The organism is Leeuwenhoekiella sp. H156, from assembly GCF_052218455.1.
GTDB classification, from domain to species: Bacteria; Bacteroidota; Bacteroidia; order Flavobacteriales; family Flavobacteriaceae; genus Leeuwenhoekiella; species Leeuwenhoekiella parthenopeia.
Map to the genome: position 1 here is coordinate 141,925 of NZ_CP197499.1, position 23,690 is coordinate 165,614.

23 protein-coding genes and 1 riboswitch are annotated in these 23,690 nt (G+C 43.3%); of the genes, 14 read left to right on the forward strand and 9 right to left on the reverse strand.

Translation table 11 applies throughout. The features are described from left to right. Positions 1-126: 126 nt before the first annotated feature. On the reverse strand, positions 127-2,460 hold the full coding sequence (locus ACSSS3_RS00525) for a CHRD domain-containing protein (RefSeq protein WP_442846012.1): 2,334 nt from the start codon (positions 2,458-2,460) through the stop codon (positions 127-129). Between the two features lie 119 nt (positions 2,461-2,579). Here ACSSS3_RS00525 and ACSSS3_RS00530 point away from each other — a divergent pair, with 119 nt between their 5' ends. Continuing rightward, a complete protein-coding gene (locus ACSSS3_RS00530) occupies positions 2,580-3,260 on the forward strand; it encodes an SIR2 family NAD-dependent protein deacylase (protein WP_442846013.1) in 681 nt (226 codons plus the stop codon). Here the strand turns inward: ACSSS3_RS00530 and ACSSS3_RS00535 are convergent. Continuing rightward, positions 3,229-3,702, reverse strand: a complete 474-nt coding sequence (locus tag ACSSS3_RS00535; protein WP_442846014.1) for a heme-binding domain-containing protein — start codon at positions 3,700-3,702, stop codon at positions 3,229-3,231. The two genes, ACSSS3_RS00530 and ACSSS3_RS00535, sit on opposite strands and share 32 nt — an antisense overlap. Positions 3,703-3,771: 69 nt before the next feature. Here ACSSS3_RS00535 and ACSSS3_RS00540 point away from each other — a divergent pair, with 69 nt between their 5' ends. Both ACSSS3_RS00540 and purB read left to right on the forward strand, forming a co-directional pair. Continuing rightward, entirely contained in the window at positions 3,772-4,293 is a 522-nt protein-coding gene (locus ACSSS3_RS00540) for a hypothetical protein (protein ID WP_442846015.1), read from the forward strand. A 72-nt stretch (positions 4,294-4,365) separates the two neighbouring features. Then, positions 4,366-5,709, forward strand: coding sequence for an adenylosuccinate lyase (gene purB / locus ACSSS3_RS00545; RefSeq protein WP_442846016.1), 1,344 nt, complete (start codon positions 4,366-4,368; stop codon positions 5,707-5,709). A 177-nt stretch (positions 5,710-5,886) separates the two neighbouring features. Here purB and ACSSS3_RS00550 read toward each other — a convergent pair whose 3' ends face one another. The 6 genes from ACSSS3_RS00550 to ACSSS3_RS00575 form a co-directional block, all read right to left on the reverse strand. Beyond that, complete coding sequence (locus ACSSS3_RS00550) at positions 5,887-7,074, reverse strand: acetate/propionate family kinase (RefSeq protein ID WP_442846017.1); 1,188 nt, start codon at positions 7,072-7,074, stop codon at positions 5,887-5,889. A 66-nt stretch (positions 7,075-7,140) separates the two neighbouring features. Beyond that, entirely contained in the window at positions 7,141-9,234 is a 2,094-nt protein-coding gene (pta, locus tag ACSSS3_RS00555; protein ID WP_442846018.1) for a phosphate acetyltransferase, read from the reverse strand. 126 nt (positions 9,235-9,360) lie between these two features. After that, complete coding sequence (locus tag ACSSS3_RS00560) at positions 9,361-9,897, reverse strand: DUF4252 domain-containing protein (RefSeq protein ID WP_442846019.1); 537 nt, start codon at positions 9,895-9,897, stop codon at positions 9,361-9,363. Position 9,898: 1 nt separating this feature from the next. Next, positions 9,899-10,417 (reverse strand): DUF4252 domain-containing protein, encoded by a 519-nt coding sequence (locus ACSSS3_RS00565; RefSeq protein WP_228230184.1) that lies wholly within the window; start codon positions 10,415-10,417, stop codon positions 9,899-9,901. 16 nt (positions 10,418-10,433) lie between these two features. After that, positions 10,434-10,871, reverse strand: a complete 438-nt coding sequence (locus tag ACSSS3_RS00570; RefSeq protein WP_442846020.1) for a hypothetical protein — start codon at positions 10,869-10,871, stop codon at positions 10,434-10,436. Further along, entirely contained in the window at positions 10,858-11,367 is a 510-nt protein-coding gene (locus tag ACSSS3_RS00575) for an RNA polymerase sigma factor (protein WP_442846021.1), read from the reverse strand. The genes ACSSS3_RS00570 and ACSSS3_RS00575 overlap by 14 nt, the downstream gene beginning before the upstream one ends. 112 nt (positions 11,368-11,479) lie before the next feature. On the opposite strand from ACSSS3_RS00575, the gene ACSSS3_RS00580 reads away from it, so the two are divergent. Further along, positions 11,480-12,967, forward strand: coding sequence for a S41 family peptidase (locus ACSSS3_RS00580; protein ID WP_442846022.1), 1,488 nt, complete (start codon positions 11,480-11,482; stop codon positions 12,965-12,967). Between the two features lie 20 nt (positions 12,968-12,987). Continuing rightward, positions 12,988-14,496, forward strand: coding sequence for a S41 family peptidase (locus ACSSS3_RS00585; RefSeq protein WP_442846023.1), 1,509 nt, complete (start codon positions 12,988-12,990; stop codon positions 14,494-14,496). 72 nt (positions 14,497-14,568) lie between these two features. Here the strand turns inward: ACSSS3_RS00585 and ACSSS3_RS00590 are convergent, their stop codons facing one another. After that, positions 14,569-16,437, reverse strand: coding sequence for a TonB-dependent receptor plug domain-containing protein (locus ACSSS3_RS00590; protein ID WP_442846024.1), 1,869 nt, complete (start codon positions 16,435-16,437; stop codon positions 14,569-14,571). A gap of 65 nt (positions 16,438-16,502) precedes the next feature. Continuing rightward, positions 16,503-16,751, reverse strand: a riboswitch (cobalamin riboswitch). A gap of 85 nt (positions 16,752-16,836) precedes the next feature. Between ACSSS3_RS00590 and ACSSS3_RS00595 the strand changes: the two genes are divergently transcribed. The 9 genes from ACSSS3_RS00595 to ACSSS3_RS00635 all read left to right on the forward strand — a co-directional run bounded on the left by ACSSS3_RS00595 (position 16,837) and on the right by ACSSS3_RS00635 (position 23,534). Continuing rightward, positions 16,837-17,985 (forward strand): ABC transporter substrate-binding protein, encoded by a 1,149-nt coding sequence (locus ACSSS3_RS00595; RefSeq protein ID WP_442846025.1) that lies wholly within the window; start codon positions 16,837-16,839, stop codon positions 17,983-17,985. Continuing rightward, positions 17,975-19,003 carry an iron chelate uptake ABC transporter family permease subunit gene (locus ACSSS3_RS00600; protein ID WP_442846026.1) on the forward strand — a complete coding sequence of 343 codons (1,029 nt, stop codon included), beginning with the start codon at positions 17,975-17,977 and terminating at the stop codon, positions 19,001-19,003. Before ACSSS3_RS00595 ends, ACSSS3_RS00600 begins: the two co-directional genes overlap by 11 nt. Before the next feature lie 3 nt (positions 19,004-19,006). Next, positions 19,007-19,795 carry an ABC transporter ATP-binding protein gene (locus tag ACSSS3_RS00605; protein ID WP_442846027.1) on the forward strand — a complete coding sequence of 263 codons (789 nt, stop codon included), beginning with the start codon at positions 19,007-19,009 and terminating at the stop codon, positions 19,793-19,795. Positions 19,796-19,835: 40 nt separating this feature from the next. Continuing rightward, the gene (rmuC, locus tag ACSSS3_RS00610; RefSeq protein WP_442846028.1) at positions 19,836-21,161 is read left to right on the forward strand and encodes a DNA recombination protein RmuC; all 1,326 of its coding nucleotides are present in this window, start codon (positions 19,836-19,838) and stop codon (positions 21,159-21,161) included. Positions 21,162-21,215: 54 nt separating this feature from the next. Further along, positions 21,216-21,467, forward strand: coding sequence for a type II toxin-antitoxin system ParD family antitoxin (locus ACSSS3_RS00615; RefSeq protein ID WP_442846029.1), 252 nt, complete (start codon positions 21,216-21,218; stop codon positions 21,465-21,467). Then, positions 21,460-21,762: a type II toxin-antitoxin system RelE/ParE family toxin gene (locus ACSSS3_RS00620; RefSeq protein WP_442846030.1), complete on the forward strand. Its 303-nt coding sequence runs from the start codon at positions 21,460-21,462 to the stop codon at positions 21,760-21,762. Before ACSSS3_RS00615 ends, ACSSS3_RS00620 begins: the two co-directional genes overlap by 8 nt. A gap of 49 nt (positions 21,763-21,811) precedes the next feature. Beyond that, on the forward strand, positions 21,812-22,180 hold the full coding sequence (locus ACSSS3_RS00625) for a 6-phosphogluconate dehydrogenase (protein ID WP_099646482.1): 369 nt from the start codon (positions 21,812-21,814) through the stop codon (positions 22,178-22,180). A gap of 63 nt (positions 22,181-22,243) precedes the next feature. Then, on the forward strand, positions 22,244-22,738 hold the full coding sequence (locus ACSSS3_RS00630) for an acyl-CoA thioesterase (protein WP_228230266.1): 495 nt from the start codon (positions 22,244-22,246) through the stop codon (positions 22,736-22,738). Positions 22,739-22,892: 154 nt separating this feature from the next. Next, positions 22,893-23,534, forward strand: a complete 642-nt coding sequence (locus ACSSS3_RS00635; protein ID WP_442846031.1) for a hypothetical protein — start codon at positions 22,893-22,895, stop codon at positions 23,532-23,534. The last annotated feature ends 156 nt before the right edge of the window (positions 23,535-23,690 follow it).

Genomic DNA, 23,690 nt, shown 5'->3' on the forward strand with positions numbered 1-23,690 from the left:
TCCACTAAATCCCGATAAATCTTTTTACTAACGGATCATTTGAAAAATCATTAAGTAAATATCATTTTTGAAATTAAAAAACCCGGCCAACTGGCCGGGTTTTCTGAATATTCAAATACTGTTTAATTAGTTTGCATTTGCACCTACATTCCCCTGAGCAACAATAGTACCCAGTTGAGTTGCACTTAGATGCACATTAATATAACCATCTATCGCAACCATCTGATCGTAAGTGATTGCTGCACCGCCATTAGCAGTACCGTCTTCAGCATTGTAAGCCGTCACATTGGTCTGGCTCATTCCGGTATCACCGTCAACAGACATCAACGTAATCAAGATATCACCCGGGGCTTCAGCAACAGAACCTGCGTGAATGTGTGCAGGGTGCTCACCCCCTGCAGGCGTACCCTGAATATCAAGTGTGACCAAGGTCTCGTTGTTCTTACGTTTCTCAAACTTCGCAGTACCATTTATACCTGCTACGTCTTTAGTATTGAGAGCATAGGTTTTACTGGCTCCGGTCAATTCATTTTGACCTATATCCCCCTGAGCTACGATAGTACCTAAACTTGCGGCACTTAAATGTACATTTATGTAACCATCAAAGTCTAGTAAATCAGAGTACGAAACAGCAGTTTCGCCATCATCTAAAGTTTCAACCTGTACAGCACTCATTCCGGTTGTTCCGTTTACAGTTCCAAGAGTAATGGCAATTGAACCTCCCTCAACAGCAGTATTATTATGAATATGTGCAGGATGCATTCCGCCTGCTGGCGTTCCATTAATATTCAATTCAATTAATGTGGTGCCGTCCTTACGCTCTGAAAACAGCGCTGAACCGCTAATTGAAGCAACGTCTTTACTACCTAAAAGATAGGTTTTGGTATTACCGGTTAACTCATTTGCACCTATATCTCCTTGTGCTACCAGGGTTCCTAATTCTGAAGCGCTTAAATGAAAATTGATATAGCCATCAAAATTTAAAAGGTCAGCATAACCTATTTCGGTACCATCATTTAAAGCTTCAATATGAGTAACACTCATTCCGGTTGTTCCGTTCAAAGTAGTAAGAGTTTTAGCAATTCCACCGGTTTCTACAGCAGAATTATTGTGTATGTGACCGGGGTGCATTCCACCATCAGGCGTACCTTCAAGCATAACGGTAACAAGGGCTGCACCACTCTTGCGCTCAGCAAAAGTTGCGGTACCACTTATTCCCATAACATCTTTGGTTACCAGATCATAAACTTTAGTTTCTCCGGTTAATTCATTTTCACCTATATCTCCCTGTGCAACTAAGGTTGCCAGATCATTAGCACTGGCGTGAAAATTAATGTAGCCGTCAAAATCCAATAGACCCGCATAACCGATCTCTGTACCGTCGTTTAAAGCTTCAATATGGGTAACACTCATTCCGGTTGTTCCGTTTAGAGTCGTAAGAGTTTTAGCAATTCCACCGGTTTCTGCAGCTGAATTGTTATGAATGTGCCCAGGATGCATTCCATTTTCAGGAGTACCTTCTAGCATTACAGTTACAAGGGCAGCACCACTTTTACGTTCTGCAAAAGTTGCGGTACCACTTATTCCTTCAACAGCTTTAGTAACTAATTCATATTCTTTAGTATTACCCGTCAGTTCATTTTCACCTATATCGCCTTGTGCAACTAAGGTACCAAGATCCTCAGCAGATGCATGAAAATTGATATAACCATCAAAATCCAATAACTCCGTATACGTAATATCACTTCCATCATTAAGAGCACTGATATTGGTTTTACTTACTCCTGTGGTTCCATCAAGAGTTGAAAGTGTAATGGCTATACCTCCGGTTTCGGCAGCTGAGTTTTCGTGTATGTGTCCCGGATGCATTCCCCCCTGTGGAGTGCCATCTAACATAACTTCAAGTAAAGCTTCTCCGTTAACACGCTCTGAGAACGTTGCAGTACCACTTATTCCCTCTACATCTTTAGTTACTAAATCATAAGACTTAGATTCACCGGTAAGATCATTTTGACCAATATCACCTTGTGCTATCAGCGTGTTTAATTCAGTTGCACTGAGATGGATATTAACGTAACCATCAAAATTTAGCAATTCATCATAGGAAATAGCAGTACCATTATCCAACGCAGTTACATTGGTTACACTAAATTTTTGAGCTCCATCAACCGGATCAAGGGTAATGGCTATATCTCCACCCTCAGCGGCAGTACCCAAATGGATATGCGCAGGATGAACACCGTCAGTAGCACGATTAAGAACCAAAGCAATATCTGTAGAACCATCGTTTTTTTCAATAAATTCAACAGTACCGCTTATATCAGGATCAGATACAGACATTAAATCATAAGTTTGACTCATCCCGGTGTTGTTTTCACCATTTAGAACCAAATTGTCATCATCATTGTCGCAAGAAACCAAAATAAATAGGCTCAATACTAAAAAATAAAGCTTTTTCATAGTTTTTGTAATTTGTTAAATATTTGTTCGATTAATTTATAAATCACTGAATGATTTACATATATGATTACGAAGATATTAACAGATCGGTTTTTGAATTCTTAGTTAAATAAATGTTAATGAAAAAAATAATCGTCTTATCAGGTGCAGGAATAAGCGCCGAAAGTGGCCTAAAAACCTTTAGAGATTCTAATGGACTTTGGGAAGGACACGATGTTATGGAGGTCGCAAGCCCCGAAGGTTGGTTTAAAAACAGGGCGCTAGTCCTCGATTTTTACAATCAGCGGCGACGCCAGTTAAAAACCGTAAAACCCAATGCCGCTCATCAAGCACTTGTAGATCTTGAAGAACAATTTGACGTTAATATTATTACGCAAAATGTTGACGATTTACACGAACGGGCAGGCAGCAAAAAGGTTTTGCATCTTCACGGCGAACTCTTAAAAGCACGTAGTACTGCAAACGAGGAGTTGGTGCTTGATTGGCACGAAGATATTTGCGAAGGAGATTTGTGCGCTAAAGGCAGCCAGTTGAGACCGCATATCGTGTGGTTTGGCGAACTGGTTCCACTATTAGAACCGGCTATCGAGCTTACAGCAAAAGCTGATTGCATTATAATTGTTGGAACTTCCATGCAGGTCTATCCTGCTGCCAGCCTTATTAATTATGCAAAACCGGAAGCGCAGATCTATTTCATAGATCCTAAGCCCAATATTGCCTCGCAAAACAATCTGAAAGTAATTGCAGAGAAAGCTTCGGCTGGAGTTCCTATTGTGGTTGAAGAGCTGCTGAATAATTAAGGCGTGCAGCTTTGGCCCAATTGATTAGGGCTTCTGTTTCTGCTGCAGTTAATTCAGCATCCCCATGAATAAGTGTGTAAGACTCTAGAGGCATCTCACCGTGCTCTACCTCTTCGATAAGCTCATCGAGTTTATGATCTTTCCGCTTTGCAGAATAGCTTTCCCAATTGGCAAAATTAAGATGCTCCTTTCCCTCTTCGATATGATCTGCCAGAAAAAAACTTGCAGGAGCTAGAGTTGCATACCAGGGGTATTGAGTTTGATTGCTATGGCAATCGTAGCAGGAAGATTTTAAAATGGCGGCAACTTCTTCAGAAGGCTTGGTTTCCTGTAAAAAATTGTCTAAAGATGCATAGCCTCCCTCATTCTTCTCAACAGGAATAAATTGAATAACTATCAAGGCAACCAGTGCCAATATTAAAATACGCCTTACCCAAACCATAATTTTATAATTTTAATAGCTGAAAAATACTAAATACTAATGACTGAAGCGGTCTGGACTACTAAAATTTTGAAGTTTTCCTCCAGTCTCGCAGATCGCAGGGCAATGGGATACGAACTGCTCAAATCTCCGGATGGGGTGATCTATTGCCTTCACTTTATTTTTGAGGCTATAAATAAAGAACGGGTAACTAAATCTGCATTTGCGCTTGATCAGGCTGTTCGCAGTGATCTTGACATCCTCAAACCTCATAAGATACTTTTCTTTAAAGCGCTTTGTGTAATTGAAACAGATCCCGTAAAACGAATCTTCGCCAAAACTTTAGAGCTTATCTCTTTCGCCTTTCTAAAAGGCTCCTTTCCCCTGCAGAAACCGGAACAGGATCTAATGCTATCAACCTGTTTTGACTGGCTTATTGCACCTGAAAAAGTAGCCGTAAAAGTTTTTGCGATGCAATGCCTCTACAACCTTAGGAATGCCCAAAACTGGATCATACCCGAGTTGACCGCTCAACTGGAACAGCAATTATCCGAAGCCGGGCCGGCTTTTCAATCACGGGCACGTCACATTCTGAAAAAGCTAAAAAACTGAGTTTTATATCGGGTTAATGCTTGTTACCCGCTTCTGGCTGTGTATCTTTGCAGCTTTAAACCAAAAGCAATTATGTCTTTAACTTCATTAGAAGCTGTTTCCCCTATTGATGGCCGCTACGCAGCTAAAACCGCAGCACTCGCTGCATTTTTTTCTGAAAAAGCACTTATAAAATACCGTGTTAAAGTAGAAATCGAATATTTTATCGCGCTTTGTGAAATCCCGTTACCTCAATTAACAGACTTTCCTAAAGAAAAATACTCTAAGCTTCGCGCCATTTACGAGGACTTTTCCCTCGAAGACGCTAAAAAAGTAAAAGAAATTGAAAAAGTTACCAATCACGATGTTAAGGCGGTTGAATATTTTATCAAAGAAAAATTTGACGCCCTCAACCTCAAGCAGTCCAAAGAGTTCATCCATTTTGGTCTGACTTCTCAGGACATCAATAACACCGCAATTCCTTTAAGTCTGAAAGATGCCGTAAACCAGGTATATCTCACCGAACTTTTAGAGGTTGTAGATCATCTTAAACAATTGGCTGATGAGTGGGAAAGTGTTTCTATGCTTGCCCGCACCCACGGACAACCGGCTTCTCCTACCCGCTTAGGCAAAGAAATTGAAGTATTTGTTGTGCGTATTGAGGAGCAGATAAAACTCCTTAAAGCCATACCAAACGCGGCAAAATTTGGTGGCGCAACCGGAAATTTTAACGCGCATCACGTTGCATACCCTAATATCGACTGGAAAAAGTTTGGGAAGTCTTTTGTAACCGGTACTTTAAAATTACACCATTCTTTCCCTACCACACAAATTGAGCATTACGATCATATGGCCGCTCTTTTTGACAATATGAAGCGTATCAATACCATTTTGCTGGATTTAAACCGTGATTTCTGGAGCTATATCTCTATGGATTATTTCAAGCAAAAAATCAAGGAAGGTGAAGTGGGTTCATCGGCTATGCCGCATAAAGTGAACCCAATTGATTTTGAAAACAGCGAAGGAAATCTGGGTATTGCCAATGCGCTTTTTGAACATCTTTCGGCAAAATTACCGGTTTCCAGATTGCAGCGTGATCTTACTGACAGTACCGTACTGCGTAACATAGGCGTACCTTTTGGCCATACGCTTATCGGCTTGCAAAGTACTCAGAAAGGTTTAAATAAATTATTGCTTAACGAAGGTAAATTCAATCAGGATCTCGAGAATAACTGGGCGGTTGTGGCCGAAGCTATTCAGACCATCTTAAGACGTGAAGGCTACGCAAACCCATACGAAGCACTTAAAGGTCTTACCCGCACCAATGAAGCCATTACCGAAAAGTCGATGCATAATTTTATAGACACCCTCGACGTAAGCAGTGCAATAAAAACCGAGTTAAAAGCGGTAACTCCGGCTAACTATACCGGAATCTAATGAATACCAAAGTTTCGCTAAATCTGTTTCTGGTAATCCTGCTTTACAGTAGCATACTGGTTTGCGGACTACTTAATATTTTGGTTCGTGCCGAAGTATTAACAGGTTTAGCGCTAATTTTTACACTTTTACTAGTCAATTTGATTCGTGGGCAAAGACAACGGTCGATCAACTAATTTAGTCTTCAACCAGATTATAGACCTGATTTGCAATTTCTAACTCCTCGTTGGTAGGAATGACCAGAATTTTTACTGCTGCATCAGGCGACTGAATTTCACGAATGCCCTTTTTGCGTTGCAGATTTTCATCCCTGTCGATCCTGATGCCCAAAAAGTCCATATCCTCACAAACCAATTCTCTGATAGTGCTGCTGTTTTCGCCTATCCCGGCTGTAAAAACGATGGCATCCACTCCGTTTAGGGCTGCGGCATAAGCGCCGATGTATTTACGTATGCGATATGCATTCATTTCTAAAGCGAGCTTGCAAACGGGATCGCCGGCTTCCGCTTTTGCTTCAATATCGCGCAGATCGCTGTGACCTGTTAGCCCCAGCATTCCGCTTTCTTTGTTTAATAAGGTATTGACTTCTTCAACCGTATAACCCAGTTTTTCCTGAAGATAAAACACAACGCTCTGATCAATATCCCCTGCCCGGGTGCCCATGATGAGTCCGTTAGCGGGACCAAATCCCAGCGAGGTATCTATAGGCTTTCCATTTTTAAGCGCTGTTATACTGCAGCCATTTCCCAGGTGAATGGTGATCAATTTTAAGTTTTCGGTTTCCAAATATTCCTGGGCTTTGGCACTCACGTATTTGTGACTGGTACCATGAAAACCGTATAACCGAATATGATCCTGATCTAAAAACTTTTGAGGTATGGCATACTGATAGGCTTTTTGCGGGATACTGCTAAAAAACGCCGTATCAAACACACACACCTGCTCAGCATTCGGAAAAAGCTCTTCGGCAACCTCAATCCCGGTTAAATTTGCAGGATTATGCAATGGTGCAAGCGAAAACAGCCGCTTTATATTTGATTTTACTTCCTCATTTACGCGAATGGTCTCGGTAAACTTCTGTCCGCCGTGTACCACGCGATGCCCTACGGCCTCCACCTCGTCTGCACTGTCAATCACTCCTGAGTGGGGATTCATCAGCACCGTTGCGATTTTTTTAAGACCGGCATTGTGATCTTCAAAATCTTCCTCCAGCTTCAGGGTACCGCGCTCTGATTTGTACTGAATGCTTCCGCCCTCAATACCGATACGCTCGACCATTCCGGAGGCTAAAACGCGGGCTATTGGCATTTCTATCAGTTGAAATTTTATTGAAGAGCTTCCGCTGTTGATCACAAGTATGTTCATCTGTCTGAATCGTATTTAAAGCTGAATAACTTTTTGAATGAATCTGTTGACTTTTCGCTTTGCGTATTAAATACCCTGCGCCTGAATAGCCGTGATTATTACGGTATTAAAAATATCTTCTACCGTGCAACCGCGGCTCAAATCATTAACAGGCTTGTTCAGACCCTGTAACATGGGGCCTATTGCCAATGCTCCGGTCTCCCGCTGTACGGCTTTATAGGTATTGTTACCGGTATTTAAATCTGGAAAAATCAAAACACTGGCCTGCCCCGCAACCTCTGAGTCGGGCAATTTGCTTTTACCAATGGCTGCATCAACAGCAGCATCGTATTGTATAGGACCTTCAATCTTGAGATCAGGGCGTTTAGATTTCACGATTTCGGTGGCTTCCCGCACCCGGTCTACATCTTCACCTGTTCCGCTGGTTCCCGAGGAATAGGAAAGCATCGCGATTTTGGGTTCAATACCAAATGCCAGACTGCTTTCTGCGGAAGAAATAGCGATTTCTGCCAGTTCGCCTGCCGAAGGATTCGGGTTAATGGCACAATCTCCAAAAACCGAAACCCGGTCTTCCAGACACATAAAGAACACCGAAGAAACCACCGAAACACCCGGTTTGGTCTTGATAAACTGAAGCGCCGGTTTTATGGTATGCGCTGTGGTATGCGCAGCACCGCTTACCATCCCGTCTGCATGACCTTTGTAGATCATCATCGTCCCGTAATAGGAAACATCGGCCATCCAGTCGCGGGCGATGTCCATATTCACATTTTTGTGTTTACGCAACTCGTAAAAGGTGTTGACGTAATCTTCAAAATGCTCTGAAGTTATGGGATTGATCACCCGAACCTTTTCGAGATTCAGCGGAATACTGTGCTGTACCGCTACTTCTTTAATTTTATCCAGCTCGCCTAAAAGACTAATCTGTACAATATCGAGTTCCACCAGCTGTACGGCTGCATTTAGAATCCGCGGATCTGTACCTTCGGGCAGCACGATGTGCTTCTTAGCCGTTGCGGCACGCTTCATCAAACCGTATTGAAACATGCGCGGGGTAATGCCTTTGGGTTCCAGATTGATGAGGCGCTCAATAAGCTGATCGAAAGAAACTTCCTTCTCAAAAACGGTTAGCGAAGTTTCAATCTTCGACTTACTGGTGGCGTATATTTTAGACTTGATATTTCCTACACGGTTAGTTACCGAAAACGTACCGTCGTCAACCGAAACAATAGGTACAATCTGTGACAAACCTTCTATCAATTTTAAAATGGGTTCTTCCGGAACCAGTCCGCCGGTTAAAATTATACCCGAAATACGTGGGTAATTAGTCGAAATATTGGCCTGCAAAGCACCCAGAATAATATCTGCACGGTCACCGGGCGTGATCACCAGGCTGTCCTGCTTTAAGTGGGTGAGGTAGTTGCGCAATTGCATCGCACCCACGCCAAAGTTTCCGGTCTGGTTGTCTAAAAATTCGGTACCGAAAAGCACTTTCCCGTCCAGTTCCTGTACGATTTCTTTAATGGTAGGATGCGCGAGTTTTTCGGTAAAGGGAATCGCAAAAACCTCGACATGATCAGGGAGGAAATTCCTAAGTCCTTTCTTGGCTATCTGTAAATTTTCGGGCTGCACCTTATTGGCCACCACACCCATCACCGAAACATCGCGTTCGGTAAAGGAGGTATAGGCAATTTGCAAACTTCCCAGCAGTTCGTCTTCGGTCTTCCCTACTCCGCTGCCAACCAAAATAACCGGAAGCCCCAGGTTTTTAGCAATAAGCACATTGGTATCAAATTCAAACACACTGCCCTCTCCTGTAAAATCGGAGCCTTCAACCAGTACAAAATCAAACTGATCCTCCAGGTTTTTATATTTGGTAATAATGGTATCCAGAATTTCGCCGGACTTCCCTTTGTTCCGTTTTTTAATGAGTTGGCTGGTTGTAAAAGCATAGGCGTCCTCATAGTCGAGCGGTATGTCAAAGAAAGACAGCACGGTGCTGATGTGGTTGTCTTTAGTATCCCCTTTACTATCGTCTATCACGGGCCTGAAATAACCCACTTTTGCCGTTTTTCCCAGCAGCGTTCGCATAAGCCCAAGGGATACGATAGACTTACCACTGTTAGGCTCTAAAGTCGCAATATATATGCCTTTATTCATAACCAATTGTTTGGTGCAAAAATACGACATTAAGACCTGAAACCCGAGCTTTCGCGCGACCGGTATGAAGCCTTTTAAAACAAAAAAAGAGAGCCGAAGCTCTCTTTAATTTTTAGGATTCCCTATTTATTTGAAGACATCCATAATCCCTTCAAAGCCACCGGTATTGAGTGTAGCGCTGCTGGTATCCATCGTTTCGGCAAAACGGACCATGTCTGCTACGTTCATATCCTCACCCAGAACGCGGGCTACCAGAAAGCCTTTGTTTTCGTCCTGAGCAAAGAGCACAACCTCATCAATAGCATCTTCATCGCCTTTGATAAAAATACGCATACGTTGCCCGCTATTGCCTACTTTCATCAACTCGTCATAATTATCGTTTTTAAGGATGTCTTTAAGCTTAGTCGTTTCGGTATTGTAAAAACCCGTATCCTTCAGAGAATAAGCCAGCAGATTGATTTTTTTAACTGAATTCACCACTTTTTGTTGATCTGCCGAAAGCTTTTCGCTTGCCGGGGCAAGAAGGCTTGTGGGCACATCGAGCGAGATAAACGCGTCATTCTCCTTGCTGTCTATATAGTATTCCTGTAGCGATTGCTCATTATTACAGCCTATTAGGCTGAAAATAGCCAGAGCAAGTACGCCTGATTTTAGAAAGTTCATCTTAGTTTACTTTTACGTTCTTAAGTTCTTCGCTGCCTTCAAAATTGATGCTGCTCGCGATCTTACCTATTTCTTTAAGGTCAATGTCTCCGGTTATTTTGATGATAACGGTGTCTTCATCACCTGTGCCGTTTAAAAACATCAGAAACTCGCTTACGAAATCTTCGCTTTTACCGGGCTTGTAGTAAAAATTCACGTTTTTACCGTCGTCCTTAACGCGCATCAACTGCTCTAGCTTTTGCGATGACCTGTACGCATTAAACTCACTCTTCATCATACCCGCGGCAGAGGGATTCTTTGTTGCATATACCTGAATTTCCTTAAGGCTGTTAACCATATTGATGTAATTTTTCATCTCCGGATCTTTAGAGTCGAGATCCATCTTGCCGAGTAGCTTGAACATTTTTTGATTCATAACCATTGCGGTTACATCTTTCATATCTTCAAACTTCTCGAAGCTTTGTGAAAAACCGGTAAGACTCACGCTTACCAAAAGGATTGTAATTACTAATTTTCTCATCGTTTTTTGATTTTGATTATTTTAAAATTTGATTGGTGGTTTCTTCAAAAGCATCAAGCTTATTGAGGTTACCGGTACTTTTGTTTACAAAGTTGCCCATCATAAACAGAGCCTGCTTGGTTTTTAAGGCTGCTACCTCCGGGTCTTTATAAGTACCCAGATCCTGCTCTGATGCAGATTGCTTATTGAAGGTCAAAAACAGACCTACACAAAGCAAAATACTCGCTGCAATGGGTATCCAGTAGCGTTTGGGCTTATCCTCAGGGAGTTCTAAGGTTCGGTTAAAACTACCTTCCCGGGCAACGGCAAAAGCTGCAAACAAAGGCTTGTATTCTTCCAGATGCGCGGCTACCTTGTCACTAGTAAAGTAGTTCTGCAACTGGGCTTCCTGCTCCAAAGAAGTCTCCCCTTCAAAATAAAGCTGGAGCAGGTTTTCAATTTTATCTAATTCCATAGTTGTGTTTTTTTAGCAATTGTTCGCGTATGGTTTTTCGGGCTCTCGAAAGCGTCACACGCACCGCTGTTTCATTTAAATTTAATTCTTCAGCAATCTCACTGTTACTGTACTGCTCTATGTCACGCATATGCAAAACCAGTCGTTGCTGTTCGGGTAAGTCATTCATCAATTTCAATACCCAATTTACGCTGTCCTGATTTTCGGTATGCTTTACCGTATTATAATGCTCATCTTCATAATTGGTGTGTACCAGTTGCAAATTGCTGCTGCTTTTCAGCTTCAGCTTATCGTAACAATGATTCTTGGTTATGGTTACTGCAAAGGCTTCCACACTTTTGAGCTTTTTAAACTTTTTGCGATACGACCATAATTTTATAAGAACCTCTTGTGTAGCGTCCTGCGCCTCGTCTTCAGAAACCAGCAACCGCTTTGCAAGGCGGTACAGCCGGTCCTGTACGGGAGTCACGTGAGCTAAAAATTCCTTTTGGTTCATTTCTTCTTGTGGTTAGTTATCAGGATGACGACTCAGTATAAATTTTGTTACAGCAAACCTTTTTTAAGGTAATAAACCTTTAAATTTAACGTTCAAAAAAAATACGTTGTTAATGAAAAAGATAGCCTCAAGTCTTCTCATCCTGTTTTTTGCGCTTTTTAGTCTCTCTTGCAGTACCGATAGGGATGACGAACTAGGCCCGGTTTCGTTTCTCGAAATTAAAAATTTTATTTACGACGGGATGCAGCTTTACTACCTGTACAAGCCCGAAGTACCGGAACTCGCCAATGACTTTTTTGAATCGCGAGAAGAGCGCAATGACTTTTTAAACAGCTTTGACACTCCGGAAAATTTCTTTTACAATGGTTTAGTGACTCCCGGAGACCGTTTTAGCTTTATAACAGACGATTATCGTGAACTTGAGCGCAGTTTTGCCGGGATTTCTAAAACTTCGGGAATTGAGTACGGTTTATCGCTAGACCGTAACGATCCCAATTTTGCCTTTGCCTGGGTGCGTTATGTGTTGCCCGAGACGCCAGCATCTGCAGCCGGTGTTGAACGCGGAATGTTATTCAACAGCGTTAATGGAGAGCGATTGACCACCACGGCTAATGCTGATGGCACCTATTCGCTTAGCGCACGTTCCCGCGAATTGCTCAATCTGGATGTGTTTAGTATTGACCTGGCCGAATTTGACACCAATGACAATTTACAACCCACGGGCGTAAGCATTGACCTCACTCAGGTAGAATATACCGAAAACCCGGTTTTTATTGCCAAAACACTCACCGTCAATACCCGTAAAATAGGCTATTTGATGTATAACGCCTACCGGCGTAATTTTGACGTGCAGCTCAACAATGCTTTCGCACAGTTTAAGGCAGATGGCATCGAAGACCTCGTGCTTGACCTGCGTTATAACGGTGGTGGCTCTGTAGAAACAGCTATTGACCTCACTTCGATGATCACCGGGCAATTTAACGGTCAGGTAATTACCAAACAACGTTGGAACCCGGAGGTACAGGCAGTTTTTGAAGCTGGGAATCCCGAAAATCTGCTCGACCGTTTTGACAATAGTATTTCAAACAAAGATGCAATAAATAGCCTCAATCTGACCCGCCTTTTTGTAATAACTACCGGCAGCACCGCCTCGGCGAGTGAACTCACCATTATCGGTCTTAAGCCCTACATTGAGGTTAAAACAATAGGCACCACTACGGTTGGTAAATTTGAGGCCTCTCTCACTTTATATGACTCTGATGATTTTAGCCGAAATGACCGGAGTTTAAATCCACGGCATTTTTATGCCATTCAGCCTTTGGTTTACACCTATGAAAACTCAGCAGGCACGGTAGGTCCACCTACCGGAATTATCCCGGATTTTGAACTTCGGGAAAATTTGACCAATCTTGGTGTGCTGGGCGATGAAAACGAACCCCTGCTCAGCCTGGCTTTAGATCAGATCCTGGGAAGAAGCCCTTCCGGAAAAACCAGAAGTGGTATAAAATTTGAACATTTCACAGCGGTTGAAAACCAAAGCCCTGACTTTCAGCGTATGTATATTGACAACCTGCCGGAAGCCTTGCAAAACAAAAGATAAATAACCCCTTAAAGATGACTATGAAAAAGAATTTAGTACTCCTACTCCTGGGTCTGCTTGTATTTACAGGCTGTTCTAAGGATGATGACACGCCACCTGTTGTAGAAGAAACCCCCGAAGAAGAAACCCCGGCACTTACTCGTGCCGATTTCCCGGTTCAGGATTTTATGTACCAGGCGATGAATGAAGTTTATTTATACAAATCAAGAGTTCCCGTTCTTGCAAATAATAGATTTAATTCTGAAGCAGCATACGTTGATTTTTTAGCAAGTGAAGATGACCCTCTCGATTTTTTCGAAAAACTTGAAGCAGACATAGACCGTTTCAGCTTTGCAACAGAAAATTATGTCGCATTGGAAAATGCCTTTTCAGGCATTTCAAAGTCTGATGGTTTAGAGCTTTCATTTGTAGCCTACACACTTGATGGTGTACGATACGCTGCAGGGATAATTCGCTATGTAGTTCCTAACTCTCCGGGTGCAAACGCGGGCTTATCTAGAGGTCAGGCTCTTATAACCATAAACGGTAATAGACTTACTATTGCAGGTAGTTCTCTTAGCTCTCAGGCAATCGACCTGTTAAACTTAGATAATTATACATTAGGTATTTCTCCAGGATTTGAGAATTCTCAAACCTTATCAATTGCAACTTCAGATGTAAGTATTTCAAAAATACAGCTTACTGAAAACCCTATTTTAGTTAGCAAAACCCTTGATGTAAATGGTACTAAAATTGGGTATTTAATGTATAACTCATTTGTCTCTCAATTTGATGATGAATTAAATGCTGCTTTCGCAGATTTTGAAGCAGATGGAATACAAGATCTTGTACTTGACCTCAGATATAATGGTGGAGGCTCAGTTGCTTCAGCAATCGATTTATGTTCTATGATTACCGGTCAGTTTAATGGCGAAATCCTCATCAAACAACGCTGGAACGATGAATATCAGGCATTCTTTGAATCTCAGGGTCCGGAAAGTCTATTAAACAGATTTAACGCTACAATTTTTACAGGTACACCCCAACAAGAACCTATAAACAGTTTAAACCTTTCACGCCTTTATGTTATTGGTTTGAAATCCTATACAGCCTCAGCAAGCGAACTTACGGCTATAGGTCTTGAGCCTTACATCGATGTGCAGCTTATTGGGAATGGTACTGTTGGTAAATTTGAAGCCTCTGCAACGCTATATGATAGCCAAAATTTTGGAAGAGAAAATGCGAATCCCAATCATACCTATGCAGTACAGCCTCTGATATTTACCTATGCAAACGCAAATGATGTTGTTGGACCTCCCTCCGGACTGACACCTGATTTTAATGCGACTGAATCGCTTGACAATCTGGGGATTTTAGGAGATCCGGAAGAACCTTTATTGAAAATAGCTTTAGATCAAATTATAGGACGATCTTATAGTGGAAAAAGTTCTAGTCAGAAAAGTAACCTACTTGAAATACAAGGTTTGAAAGATCAATCACCTATTTACCAAAAAATGTATATTGATAATTTACCTCTTATCAAAAAGTAAGATGTTGTGATAAACTAAAAACCCGGCTTTTGAAGATTCAAAAGCCGGGTTTTTTTATGTGCTTTGCTTAAGCTAGAGCGAAAGATTCAATCCAAATCGAATATTTCTTCCACGTGTGGTATAGCCCACCAACTCTACATAATCGGTATTGAATACATTGTTGAGGCCTACAAAAAGATTGACCTGATTCTTCAGAATCTTTTGGCTCAAATACAGGTCAAACAACCCATAAGCATCAAGACTTACCTGCTCTCCGGTAGTAAAATCACTGTCACTTCGCTCGCCCCGGTATTGATAACTGGCCGAGAAAAAGGTTCCGCTATTCAGATTGAGACCCAGCTGACCAAAAGCCGTATGCTTTGGTAAACGCAGCAATTGGCGGTCTTTAGGCTCGGTAAACGTATAATTGGCACGCAAATCAATAAGTTTAAAAAGTTTCCCTTCCAGTTCAAATTCAGCACCCTGTACCGTAAAATCTTCAGTCACATTCTGGTATTCCCCTTCAAAAGTTACCGGATCGATGGTCACATAATCTATAAAGTTTTCTTCCAGACGGTTGAAGTAGGTTCCGCTAACGCGAAAAGTACCTGCCTTCCACTCTATCCCGCCTTCCAGAGTTCGGTCTTCTTCAGGCTGCAAATCGGGGTTGGCGCCAAAATTTCCATACAATTGCGAAAGCGAAGGCGCGATAAATGAAGTTGCATAGCTTCCAAAAAACTTCAAATAGCCTTCCTGCTGATCAAAAGTGAATGAAGGATTCAGACTATAGGTCAGGTGGCTTCCGTACTCGCTGTGATTATTGAGGCGTGCACCGGCGTTTACATTCAGTCCAAAATCAGACACATACACCACATTAGCATAGGGATCGGTGATTTGAGAGGTTTCCTGCTCCCCAAAATAGGTGCGGCTGTTGATGTGATTCAGTCCCAAAACCGTATAAAATTTCTCATTAAACGTATAGCGGTTAAAGACATCCAAAATATAGCTGTCTGAATCATACGCATTGGGAAAAGCCGATTGAAACTCGCGCTCAATGCTGTTATAGGCAGCATTTAAGGTAATGCTTCCCTTGTTGTAGTTAAACTCGGAATTGACCCCGCCGCGATACTGCTTGCTGAACGAGCGGTAAGCTGCATCTTCCAGAGGGAAGGAATTGTCGTAATCCACATCCATCTTATCGTAGTTTCCATAAGCGGTAAGACTGAAACGTTCACCAAAGTCATACCCAAACTTCACTTGCGTGCTGTAGCGCGAAAACGGGTCTTTCTCGTTGCTGTCTGCGTCAATCACAGCCGAAAGTCCGTCTGTATACTGCTGTGCAAAACCTACCAGATAGGTAAATTTATCGAGCGTACCGTTTACCGAAACCCGGTTTTGGAAATCATTAAAGCTAAAATCCCGGTCATTTTGCGACTCATTGGTCCCGGCAACAGAAGTGGCTTCAAAAGCGATTTTGTCTTTGGAAGCCTTGCGCGTAATGATGTTGATCACCGCTGTAGCCGCACCGCTTCCGTAAAGGGTACTGGCCGCGCCTTTGATAATCTCTATACGCTCAATGCTATTCACATCAAGTAAACGCAAATCGTAATCGGAAGCTATGTTTGAAGGATCATTAAGCTGCACCCCGTCAATAAGTACGAGCACCTGCCGGTTGTTACCCCCGCGTGCAAAAATACTGATGTTTTGCCCCGCATTGCTCTGTGCGCCGTTAATGCTGATGCCGCTTACGGTACTCAGGATCTCGGCAACCGATTTCCCTTCCTGTTTTTCGAGTTCGTCGCGGGTGATGCGGGTCACTACTTTACCGCTGTTTTCGCGTTTCAATTCAAATTTGGAGTCGGTCACCACGACCTCTTCCAGTTTTTGTGGTTCCTCCTGTTGAGCAAAAACCGACAGGGACGCCAATAATGCGCCGCCCAAAACATACTTTTTGGTAATCATTTAAAATAAAATTGTACGAGAAAAGGTATGAAGTCACCTTCATACAAACCTTTATCCCGAAGGTTTGACAAAAGTGAATAAAGGCAGGTCTCCTGGCTCGCGTATAAAGATCAACCTTCCCGCCCGGTGTGGGCAGTGGTATTAAAGAGCAATCTTTACCTTCCGCTAATGCGGAATAAGCTTACAGTTGCGGGAACAGCTCAGGACTTCGTCAATTCAGAATTCAGAATTCTGAATTCTGAATTTTGGTCACCTGATTCCCTTTTAAGGCATTTTTCAGACTGAAAATTGCCACCAAAATTCGGGCACGAAGTTAATCAAATCCATAAGCCTGCACGCCTTTTTTTAATTAATCTTACTTTTGAGGCGGTGTTTAAAAATTCCAAATCCCGTATTATTTTGAAAGCAAAAAACTTAGCCTCCCTTTTAGTCCTGTTCCTGCTCGTTTTTAGCGGCTGCAAAAATGAAAAAGCAAACGATCCCGCTTCCGCGAAAGCATCACAGGAGCAAAAGATGAAGTATGCTAAAGGCTTCAACATTCTGGATTATGAAGCGTATACGCTGCTCACGGTCACTCAGGCCTGGCCCGGAAGCGATAAAACCTTTCGTTATGCTTTACTCAAACAAGGTCAAAAACTTCCGGACAGCGTAAAGGTCAATGCCGTGATAAACATTCCCATACAAAGCATTGTGGTCACCTCTACCACGCACATTCCCGCTTTGGAATTGTTGCGTGTGGAAGCCAGCCTGAAAGGTTTCCCGAATCTCGATTACATTTCGTCTCCTAAAACCCGCGCCCGCATCAAAAACGGCGAAGTACAGGAATTGGGTCAAAACGAATCGATCAACACCGAAAGCGCCATCAACCTCAACCCGGATGCGGTCATAACCTTTGGTGTGGAAGGTGAAAACAAAACCATCAATTCCCTGCAACGGGCCGGGATTCCGGTTTTGTATAACGGCGACTGGACCGAAACCACGCCCTTAGGCCAGGCCGAATGGATCAAATTCTTTGCGGCGCTTTATGACAAACAGGATATGGCCGATTCTATCTTCACAGGTATTGAAAAACGCTATCTCGATCTCAAACAAAAAGCTGCGACCGCTCCGCAAGAACCCACGGTAATCAGCGGTGCGATGTTTAAAGACGTTTGGTATTTGCCTAAAGGCGACAGCTGGGCCGCAACTTTAGTTGCAGACGCACACGGAGATTACCTGTACAAAGACACCGAAGGAACCGGCAGCGCCGCCCTGAGTATCGAAGAGGTGCTCAACACCGCTCAGGATGCCGATTTCTGGATCGCACCCAATGCCTTTGAACGCTTTAGCGATCTGGCAGACGCCAACGAAGCCTACACCCGCTTTAAAGCCTTCAACGAACAAAAAATCTACAGTTTTGCTGCCGCAAAAGGCGAAACCGGCGGGATGTTGTATTACGAACTCGCCTCGTCACGACCCGATTGGGTGCTTGAAGATCTTGTAGCGATTTTACACCCGCAACTCCTAACCGATCATCAATTTCATTTTTACTCCCGCCTTGAAGACTAGATCAGGTCATAGCACCAAATTTACACTGCTGGGCGTAGGCGTACTGCTCCTGTTGCTGCTCAACATCGCATTGGGATCGGTGTACATCCCGCTTTCTGCAATTTTCAAAGTGATTGCAGGCGACGACAGCATTCGGGAAGCATGGACGTATATTATACTCGATTACCGCATTCCCAAAGCCCTGGCGGCTGTGATGACCGGTAGCGGACTAGCTGTCGCGGGGCTTATGATGCAAACGCTTTTTAAGAACCCGCTGGCGGGACCTTTTGTTCTGGGAATAAGCAGTGGCGCCAGTCTGGGCGTGGCTTTTTTTATTTTGGGCGGAAGCGCTCTGGGCCTTACCGCAATACTTCAGGTACACGGCTGGGGCACCATCATCGCCGCCAGTTTGGGTAGTTTTGCAGTGCTTAGCGTGGTGATTGCCGTTGCTTCACGGGTGCGGGATGCGATGGCCCTATTGATCATCGGCTTAATGTTTGGCAGCCTTACTTCGGCGGTGGTGAGTATTCTCGCCTACTTCAGTCCGGCGGAAGAACTGCAGCGCTATATGTTCTGGTCTTTCGGTAGCCTGGGCGATATTTCGTGGGCCGCGCTGGGAATTCTTTCGCTTTGCTATTGTATTGGAATCGGTTTAGCCTTTAGCATTACCAAAAACCTCAACAGCCTGCTATTGGGCGATTACTACGCGCAAACGCTGGGGGTCTCGCTGCAGCGCAGCCGTTTTGTAATTCTGATTTCAACCAGTATTCTGGCCGGAAGCCTTACCGCATTTGTAGGGCCCATCGCCTTTGTAGGCCTTGCTGTACCACATCTTATCAGGCAATGGTTTACAGCCTCTAACCATTGGACGCTTATCCCCGCCTGTATTTTGGGCGGTGCGGTCCTGATGCTGCTCTGCGATATTCTGGCCCAATTACCCGGCTTACCCATCACCCTGCCTATCAACGCGATCACTTCGCTCATAGGCGCGCCCATTGTGATTTGGTTATTAATACGAAAGAAAAAACTCCTGTTTTAAGCGATGTCCTCTACTCCAAAACATAGCGTTTTAACTACCAAAAATCTCGCAGTAGGTTACGGCAAAGCCGAAAAGGAAACTGTGGTGAATACCATCAACCTCGAGTTAAAGGCCGGAAGCTTTGTGACTATGGTGGGCATCAACGGTTCGGGTAAATCTACCCTGTTGCGTACCCTCGCAGGCCTGCAGGAACCGCTTGAAGGGGAAATCTTTCTGGAAGGAAAACCCCTGAATCAACTGGATGCCGCAACCAAATCCCTAAAAATCAGCGTGGTGCTTACGAGTCAGGTGATTTCAAAAAACCTTACCGTACTCGAACTCGTTTCTTTGGGACGCCAGCCCTATACCAACTGGCTGGGCAAACTCACCGATGACGATAAAGCCGAAATACAGGCTGCCCTTGCAGCGACCGAGCTCGAAAACCTCAAACACAAAGCCTGCTATGCCCTGAGTGACGGGCAGTTGCAGCGTGCGCTGATCGCACGGGCTTTGGCACAAAACACCGAAGTCATTCTGCTCGACGAGCCCACCACCCATCTCGATTTACACCATAAAGCTTCGATCTTCTCCCTGCTTAAAAAGATCGCGCGGCAGCAGCAAAAAACCATTTTGTGTACCACACACGATATTGAATTGGTGCTTTCGCTTTGCGATGAACTCATCGTACTGCACAACAACACCGCTATTCAAAACACGCCCGAAGCCCTGATTGAACAGGGGATTTTTGAAAACCTCTTCCCCGGGACCAATGTGTATTTTGACAAAACCTCCCGCCGCTTTTTAATTCGTTAAGACCCCGGCGTTAGCTATCTTTGAGAAAATTCTCCCCCAAATGGATCAAACGCTGTTGCTCATAATTGCTCTGCTTGCCGGCCTTTTAACAGGTGCCGTGATCGCCTATCTGATTACTTCCCTGCGTAAAAATGCACGTTACGCACAGGTTTCTGAACGCCTGAGCAATGCCGAAATGCAGCGCGGGCAATTGCTAAAACAGGAAGCTGTGTTGCAGCAAAAAATCGAGCAATTGCAGGAAGACAAGGAGTTTTATCAAAACGAACTCACCGCCCGCAATACCGCATTTGAACATTTGGAAGAGCGTATCCGCGAAAAAACCGGCGAGCTGGAGCAGCTTCAGGAAAAGTTTACCAAAGACTTTGAACTGGTTGCCAACAAATTGCTGGACGAAAAATCGAGCAAGTTTACCCTGCAAAACAAAGAAAACCTGGATACCATCTTAAAACCCCTGCAGGAAAAGATCAACAGTTTTGAGAAAAAAGTCGAAGAAACCAACAAGGAAAGTCTGGGGCGCCATAGCGAACTGCGCGAGCAAATTAAAGGTCTGGCGGCTTTAAACCTGCAAATGAGTAAGGATGCAGACAACCTTACTAAAGCGCTGAAAGGCGATGCCAAGATGCAGGGGAATTGGGGCGAACTCATCCTGACCCGTATTCTGGAAAAATCGGGTCTCGAGAACGGCCGCGAGTACTCCTTGCAGGACGCGCATACCGATGAAAACGGCAAACGCCTCGTCACCGATGTGCTCATTCATTTGCCCGACGGCAAAAAGATGATCGTAGACAGCAAGGTCTCGCTGGTGGCTTTTGAACGTTACGTTTCAGAAACCGACGAGGCGCTTCGAGCTACGTATTTAAAACAACATATCCAGTCGGTTAAAAATCACATCAACACTTTGGCTTCCAAAAAATACGAGCAGTTGGTTGCCCAAAGCCCCGATACGGTTTTTCTGTTTGTACCCATCGAGCCTGCATTTGCACTGGCTTCGGCACACGAACCGCGATTGTACGAGGAGGCTTTTACTAAGAATGTAATCATCGTTACCCCTTCTACCCTGCTAGCCGCGCTTAAGTTGGTCGAAAACCTCTGGCAAAACGACCGGCAAAAACGCAACGCCATAGAGATCGCCACCCATGCCGGCAGATTGTACGACTCGTTTACCCTGCTTACCGAAGAACTCGCGAAAATAGGCAGCCAGCTGGGAACGGTACAAAACACATGGGAGCGCACGATGACCAAACTCACCGGCAAAGGCAACCTCGTTAGCCGGGTTGAAAAACTACGCAAACTGGGTGCTAAAACCGGGAAACAGCTCGATCAAAAGTTGCTTAACAGCGCTGATGATGATACATTAGAAAACTAAAAAGTTATTCCGAATTATACCAATTTTTGGTATTTTTAGGCAAATTTCAAAGTCATGAGTAAAAACACATCGGTTTCATTAGGAACCTATTTTGACGAGTTTGTAAACAATCAGATTTCGGCAGGGCGGTATAAAAACGTTAGTGAAGTGATCAGGGCCGGACTTCGGCTTTTGGAAGATGAGGAAACTAAAACCCTGGCTTTACGAAAAGCGATTCAGGAAGGCATAGATAGCGGTATTGCTTCAGATTTTGATCCTGAAAAACACCTGCAGGCACTTAAAGCCAGACCTAAAGTAAATGGCTAGTTATGAATTGACCAATAAGGCCGTTCAGGATTTGACTGAAATTTGGGAATACACGGTTGAAAAATGGTCTGAAAAACAGGCCGATCAATATTATAATTTGCTCATTCAAAGCTGTCAGGAAATTGCCAATAATCCTAAATTAGGCAAAAATTATAAAGGAATAATCCATGAATTGTTCGGACTAAAAACCGGCCGGCACATTATCTTTTATCGGAACCGAATCAACAAACCCATTGAGATTACCCGGATTTTACACGGACGAATGGATTTGACAAAACGAATCTTAGAAAAATAATCACACCTTAACTAGACTACGAATTAGATTTCGCTTAAACCGAAAACCCATGAAAAAACTCTTAGCCCTTGTCTTAACCGGAATCATCGCCTTTGCGGTGCTCTTCTATGCTTTCGTCTATTTTGTCCCCTACAGTGAGGGTACACGAGCCGGCGAACTCATTAAATTCAGTAAAAAGGGCGTGCTGGTAAAAACCTGGGAAGGTCAGATCAGTCAGGGTATTAGCGGCGCACAGATCTTTGACTTTTCGGTGATGGGCAGCAAGCAGGACGTGATTGATAAGCTCAAGGAATATCAGGGCAGTTATGTAAAACTCACCTATGAGGAGCGCTACGCTACCTTTTTCTTTTGGGGCGACACCAAATATTTTATCACCGACATCAGTAAAGAACAATCCCCGCATTTTAACCGCGAGTAAATCTTAGATACTTTGGAAAACTTTAAAACCATTGAACAATCACGGGTAACCATCAGCGAACTGATGCTGCCTTCACACACCAATTTTAGTGGAAAAATACACGGCGGCTACATTCTCTCGCTGATGGACCAGATCGCCTTTGCCTGCGCGTCTAAACACAGCGGCAATTATTGCGTGACCGCCAGTGTAGATACCGTAGATTTTTTAAGGCCCATTGAGGTGGGCGAACTCGTGGTGATGAAAGCCTCGGTTAATTTTGTGGGCCGCACCTCGATGGTGGTAGGCATACGGGTAGAGGCCGAAGACATTCACAGCGGCACCATCAAACACTGCAACTCCAGCTATTTTACGATGGTGGCCAAAGATAAAAACGGCGACTCGGTGCCCGTACCCGGTCTTATTTTGCAAAACGAAAAGCAGATGCGCCGCTTTTTAAAAAGCCTGAACCGCCAGGAACTCAAGAAAAAACACCGAAAAGAATCCTCAGCCAAACACGAGATCAACAACGAAGATCTCGAGATTCTTAAAAATTCGCATAAGGTGCAGTTGAAGTATTAGTGAAAAAGGGGGCAATTGCCCCCTTTTTAATGTTTTTACGGGATTCAGTAAAGGATTTGTGAGGTGTAAGTCTATATTTACACCAGGCTAAATTCAAGTGATTCAACCGGTTGCACCGGCACTGTAGTGGCTATCATTTAATCTTAAAAACCAAATGAAGAAATTTTTAAAAAAAATCAGGTTATTGATTCCAAAAACCACAAAATACTTTTTCGACTTTTTTGTGGTGTTTATTGGGGTCTTCTTAGCGTTTTGGTTAAATGCCCGAAAAGAAACCCAGGATAAGAAAGAGGAAGAGGTTCAAGTTTATCGTGCCATCTATGAAGATTTGAATGCCTTTTATGTATCGGGCCGGGAAGAAAATGAAAGAGGCTTTATTAATTTATTTCAGAATTATAAAAAGGATTTAGACAGCCTTATTTCTATAAAAAAGATACCCGCTAACAAGTTTCTTTACGGTGATTATTGGCATCTCGAGATCATCAATTCGTTATCGAACAGCGATAAGTTAGCAAATATAAATGCGGAGTTATTTAAAGGATTGGCCAATTTCAATACGTCTCATCAAATGTTTCTGGATGAAATTGAGGGCTTTAATACGAAATACGAAAACTACGTTACAATCGATTACGAAAAAGGGATGGATTATTTTTATAAACCCGATTCTAATGAGCCAAAGGAAAAAATAAAAATCATACAGAATCGGCTAGATCGCATCATTTCACTTGCAAAAATGCTTGTTGAAAATGCGGAAACTGCCAAAAACGGTCTTCAGGAAGAATTTGATTTTAAATAAAACGGGATCGACAAGGAAGATTTTAAGGTTTTTAAAAACTCGTATAAGGTGCAGTTGGAGTATTAATTAGAGTGCTAAACCAGCTGAAAAAAGTATAGACATCCCGCCAATCGCTTTTACAAACAGCTATATTTGAGTTGAATATAATAAGTTGTG

Bases quoted from the DNA above. Each gene is read 5' to 3' on its own strand.
- ACSSS3_RS00550 (WP_442846017.1), bottom strand. From the start codon at position 7,074: ATGAACATACTTGTGATCAACAGCGGAAGCTCTTCAATAAAATTTCAA.
- ACSSS3_RS00615 (WP_442846029.1), top strand. From the start codon at position 21,216: ATGAGTAAAAACACATCGGTTTCATTAGGAACCTATTTTGACGAGTTT.
- ACSSS3_RS00585 (WP_442846023.1), top strand. From the start codon at position 12,988: ATGAAAAAGAATTTAGTACTCCTACTCCTGGGTCTGCTTGTATTTACA.
- ACSSS3_RS00630 (WP_228230266.1), top strand. From the start codon at position 22,244: ATGCTGCCTTCACACACCAATTTTAGTGGAAAAATACACGGCGGCTAC.
- ACSSS3_RS00605 (WP_442846027.1), top strand. From the start codon at position 19,007: ATGTCCTCTACTCCAAAACATAGCGTTTTAACTACCAAAAATCTCGCA.
- ACSSS3_RS00580 (WP_442846022.1), top strand. From the start codon at position 11,480: ATGAAAAAGATAGCCTCAAGTCTTCTCATCCTGTTTTTTGCGCTTTTT.
- ACSSS3_RS00570 (WP_442846020.1), bottom strand. From the start codon at position 10,871: ATGGAATTAGATAAAATTGAAAACCTGCTCCAGCTTTATTTTGAAGGG.
- ACSSS3_RS00575 (WP_442846021.1), bottom strand. From the start codon at position 11,367: ATGAACCAAAAGGAATTTTTAGCTCACGTGACTCCCGTACAGGACCGG.
- ACSSS3_RS00620 (WP_442846030.1), top strand. From the start codon at position 21,460: ATGGCTAGTTATGAATTGACCAATAAGGCCGTTCAGGATTTGACTGAA.
- pta (WP_442846018.1), bottom strand. From the start codon at position 9,234: ATGAATAAAGGCATATATATTGCGACTTTAGAGCCTAACAGTGGTAAG.
- ACSSS3_RS00530 (WP_442846013.1), top strand. From the start codon at position 2,580: ATGAAAAAAATAATCGTCTTATCAGGTGCAGGAATAAGCGCCGAAAGT.
- ACSSS3_RS00625 (WP_099646482.1), top strand. From the start codon at position 21,812: ATGAAAAAACTCTTAGCCCTTGTCTTAACCGGAATCATCGCCTTTGCG.
- ACSSS3_RS00590 (WP_442846024.1), bottom strand. From the start codon at position 16,437: ATGATTACCAAAAAGTATGTTTTGGGCGGCGCATTATTGGCGTCCCTG.
- ACSSS3_RS00635 (WP_442846031.1), top strand. From the start codon at position 22,893: ATGAAGAAATTTTTAAAAAAAATCAGGTTATTGATTCCAAAAACCACA.
- ACSSS3_RS00535 (WP_442846014.1), bottom strand. From the start codon at position 3,702: ATGGTTTGGGTAAGGCGTATTTTAATATTGGCACTGGTTGCCTTGATA.
- ACSSS3_RS00565 (WP_228230184.1), bottom strand. From the start codon at position 10,417: ATGAGAAAATTAGTAATTACAATCCTTTTGGTAAGCGTGAGTCTTACC.
- rmuC (WP_442846028.1), top strand. From the start codon at position 19,836: ATGGATCAAACGCTGTTGCTCATAATTGCTCTGCTTGCCGGCCTTTTA.
- ACSSS3_RS00560 (WP_442846019.1), bottom strand. From the start codon at position 9,897: ATGAACTTTCTAAAATCAGGCGTACTTGCTCTGGCTATTTTCAGCCTA.
- purB (WP_442846016.1), top strand. From the start codon at position 4,366: ATGTCTTTAACTTCATTAGAAGCTGTTTCCCCTATTGATGGCCGCTAC.
- ACSSS3_RS00525 (WP_442846012.1), bottom strand. From the start codon at position 2,460: ATGAAAAAGCTTTATTTTTTAGTATTGAGCCTATTTATTTTGGTTTCT.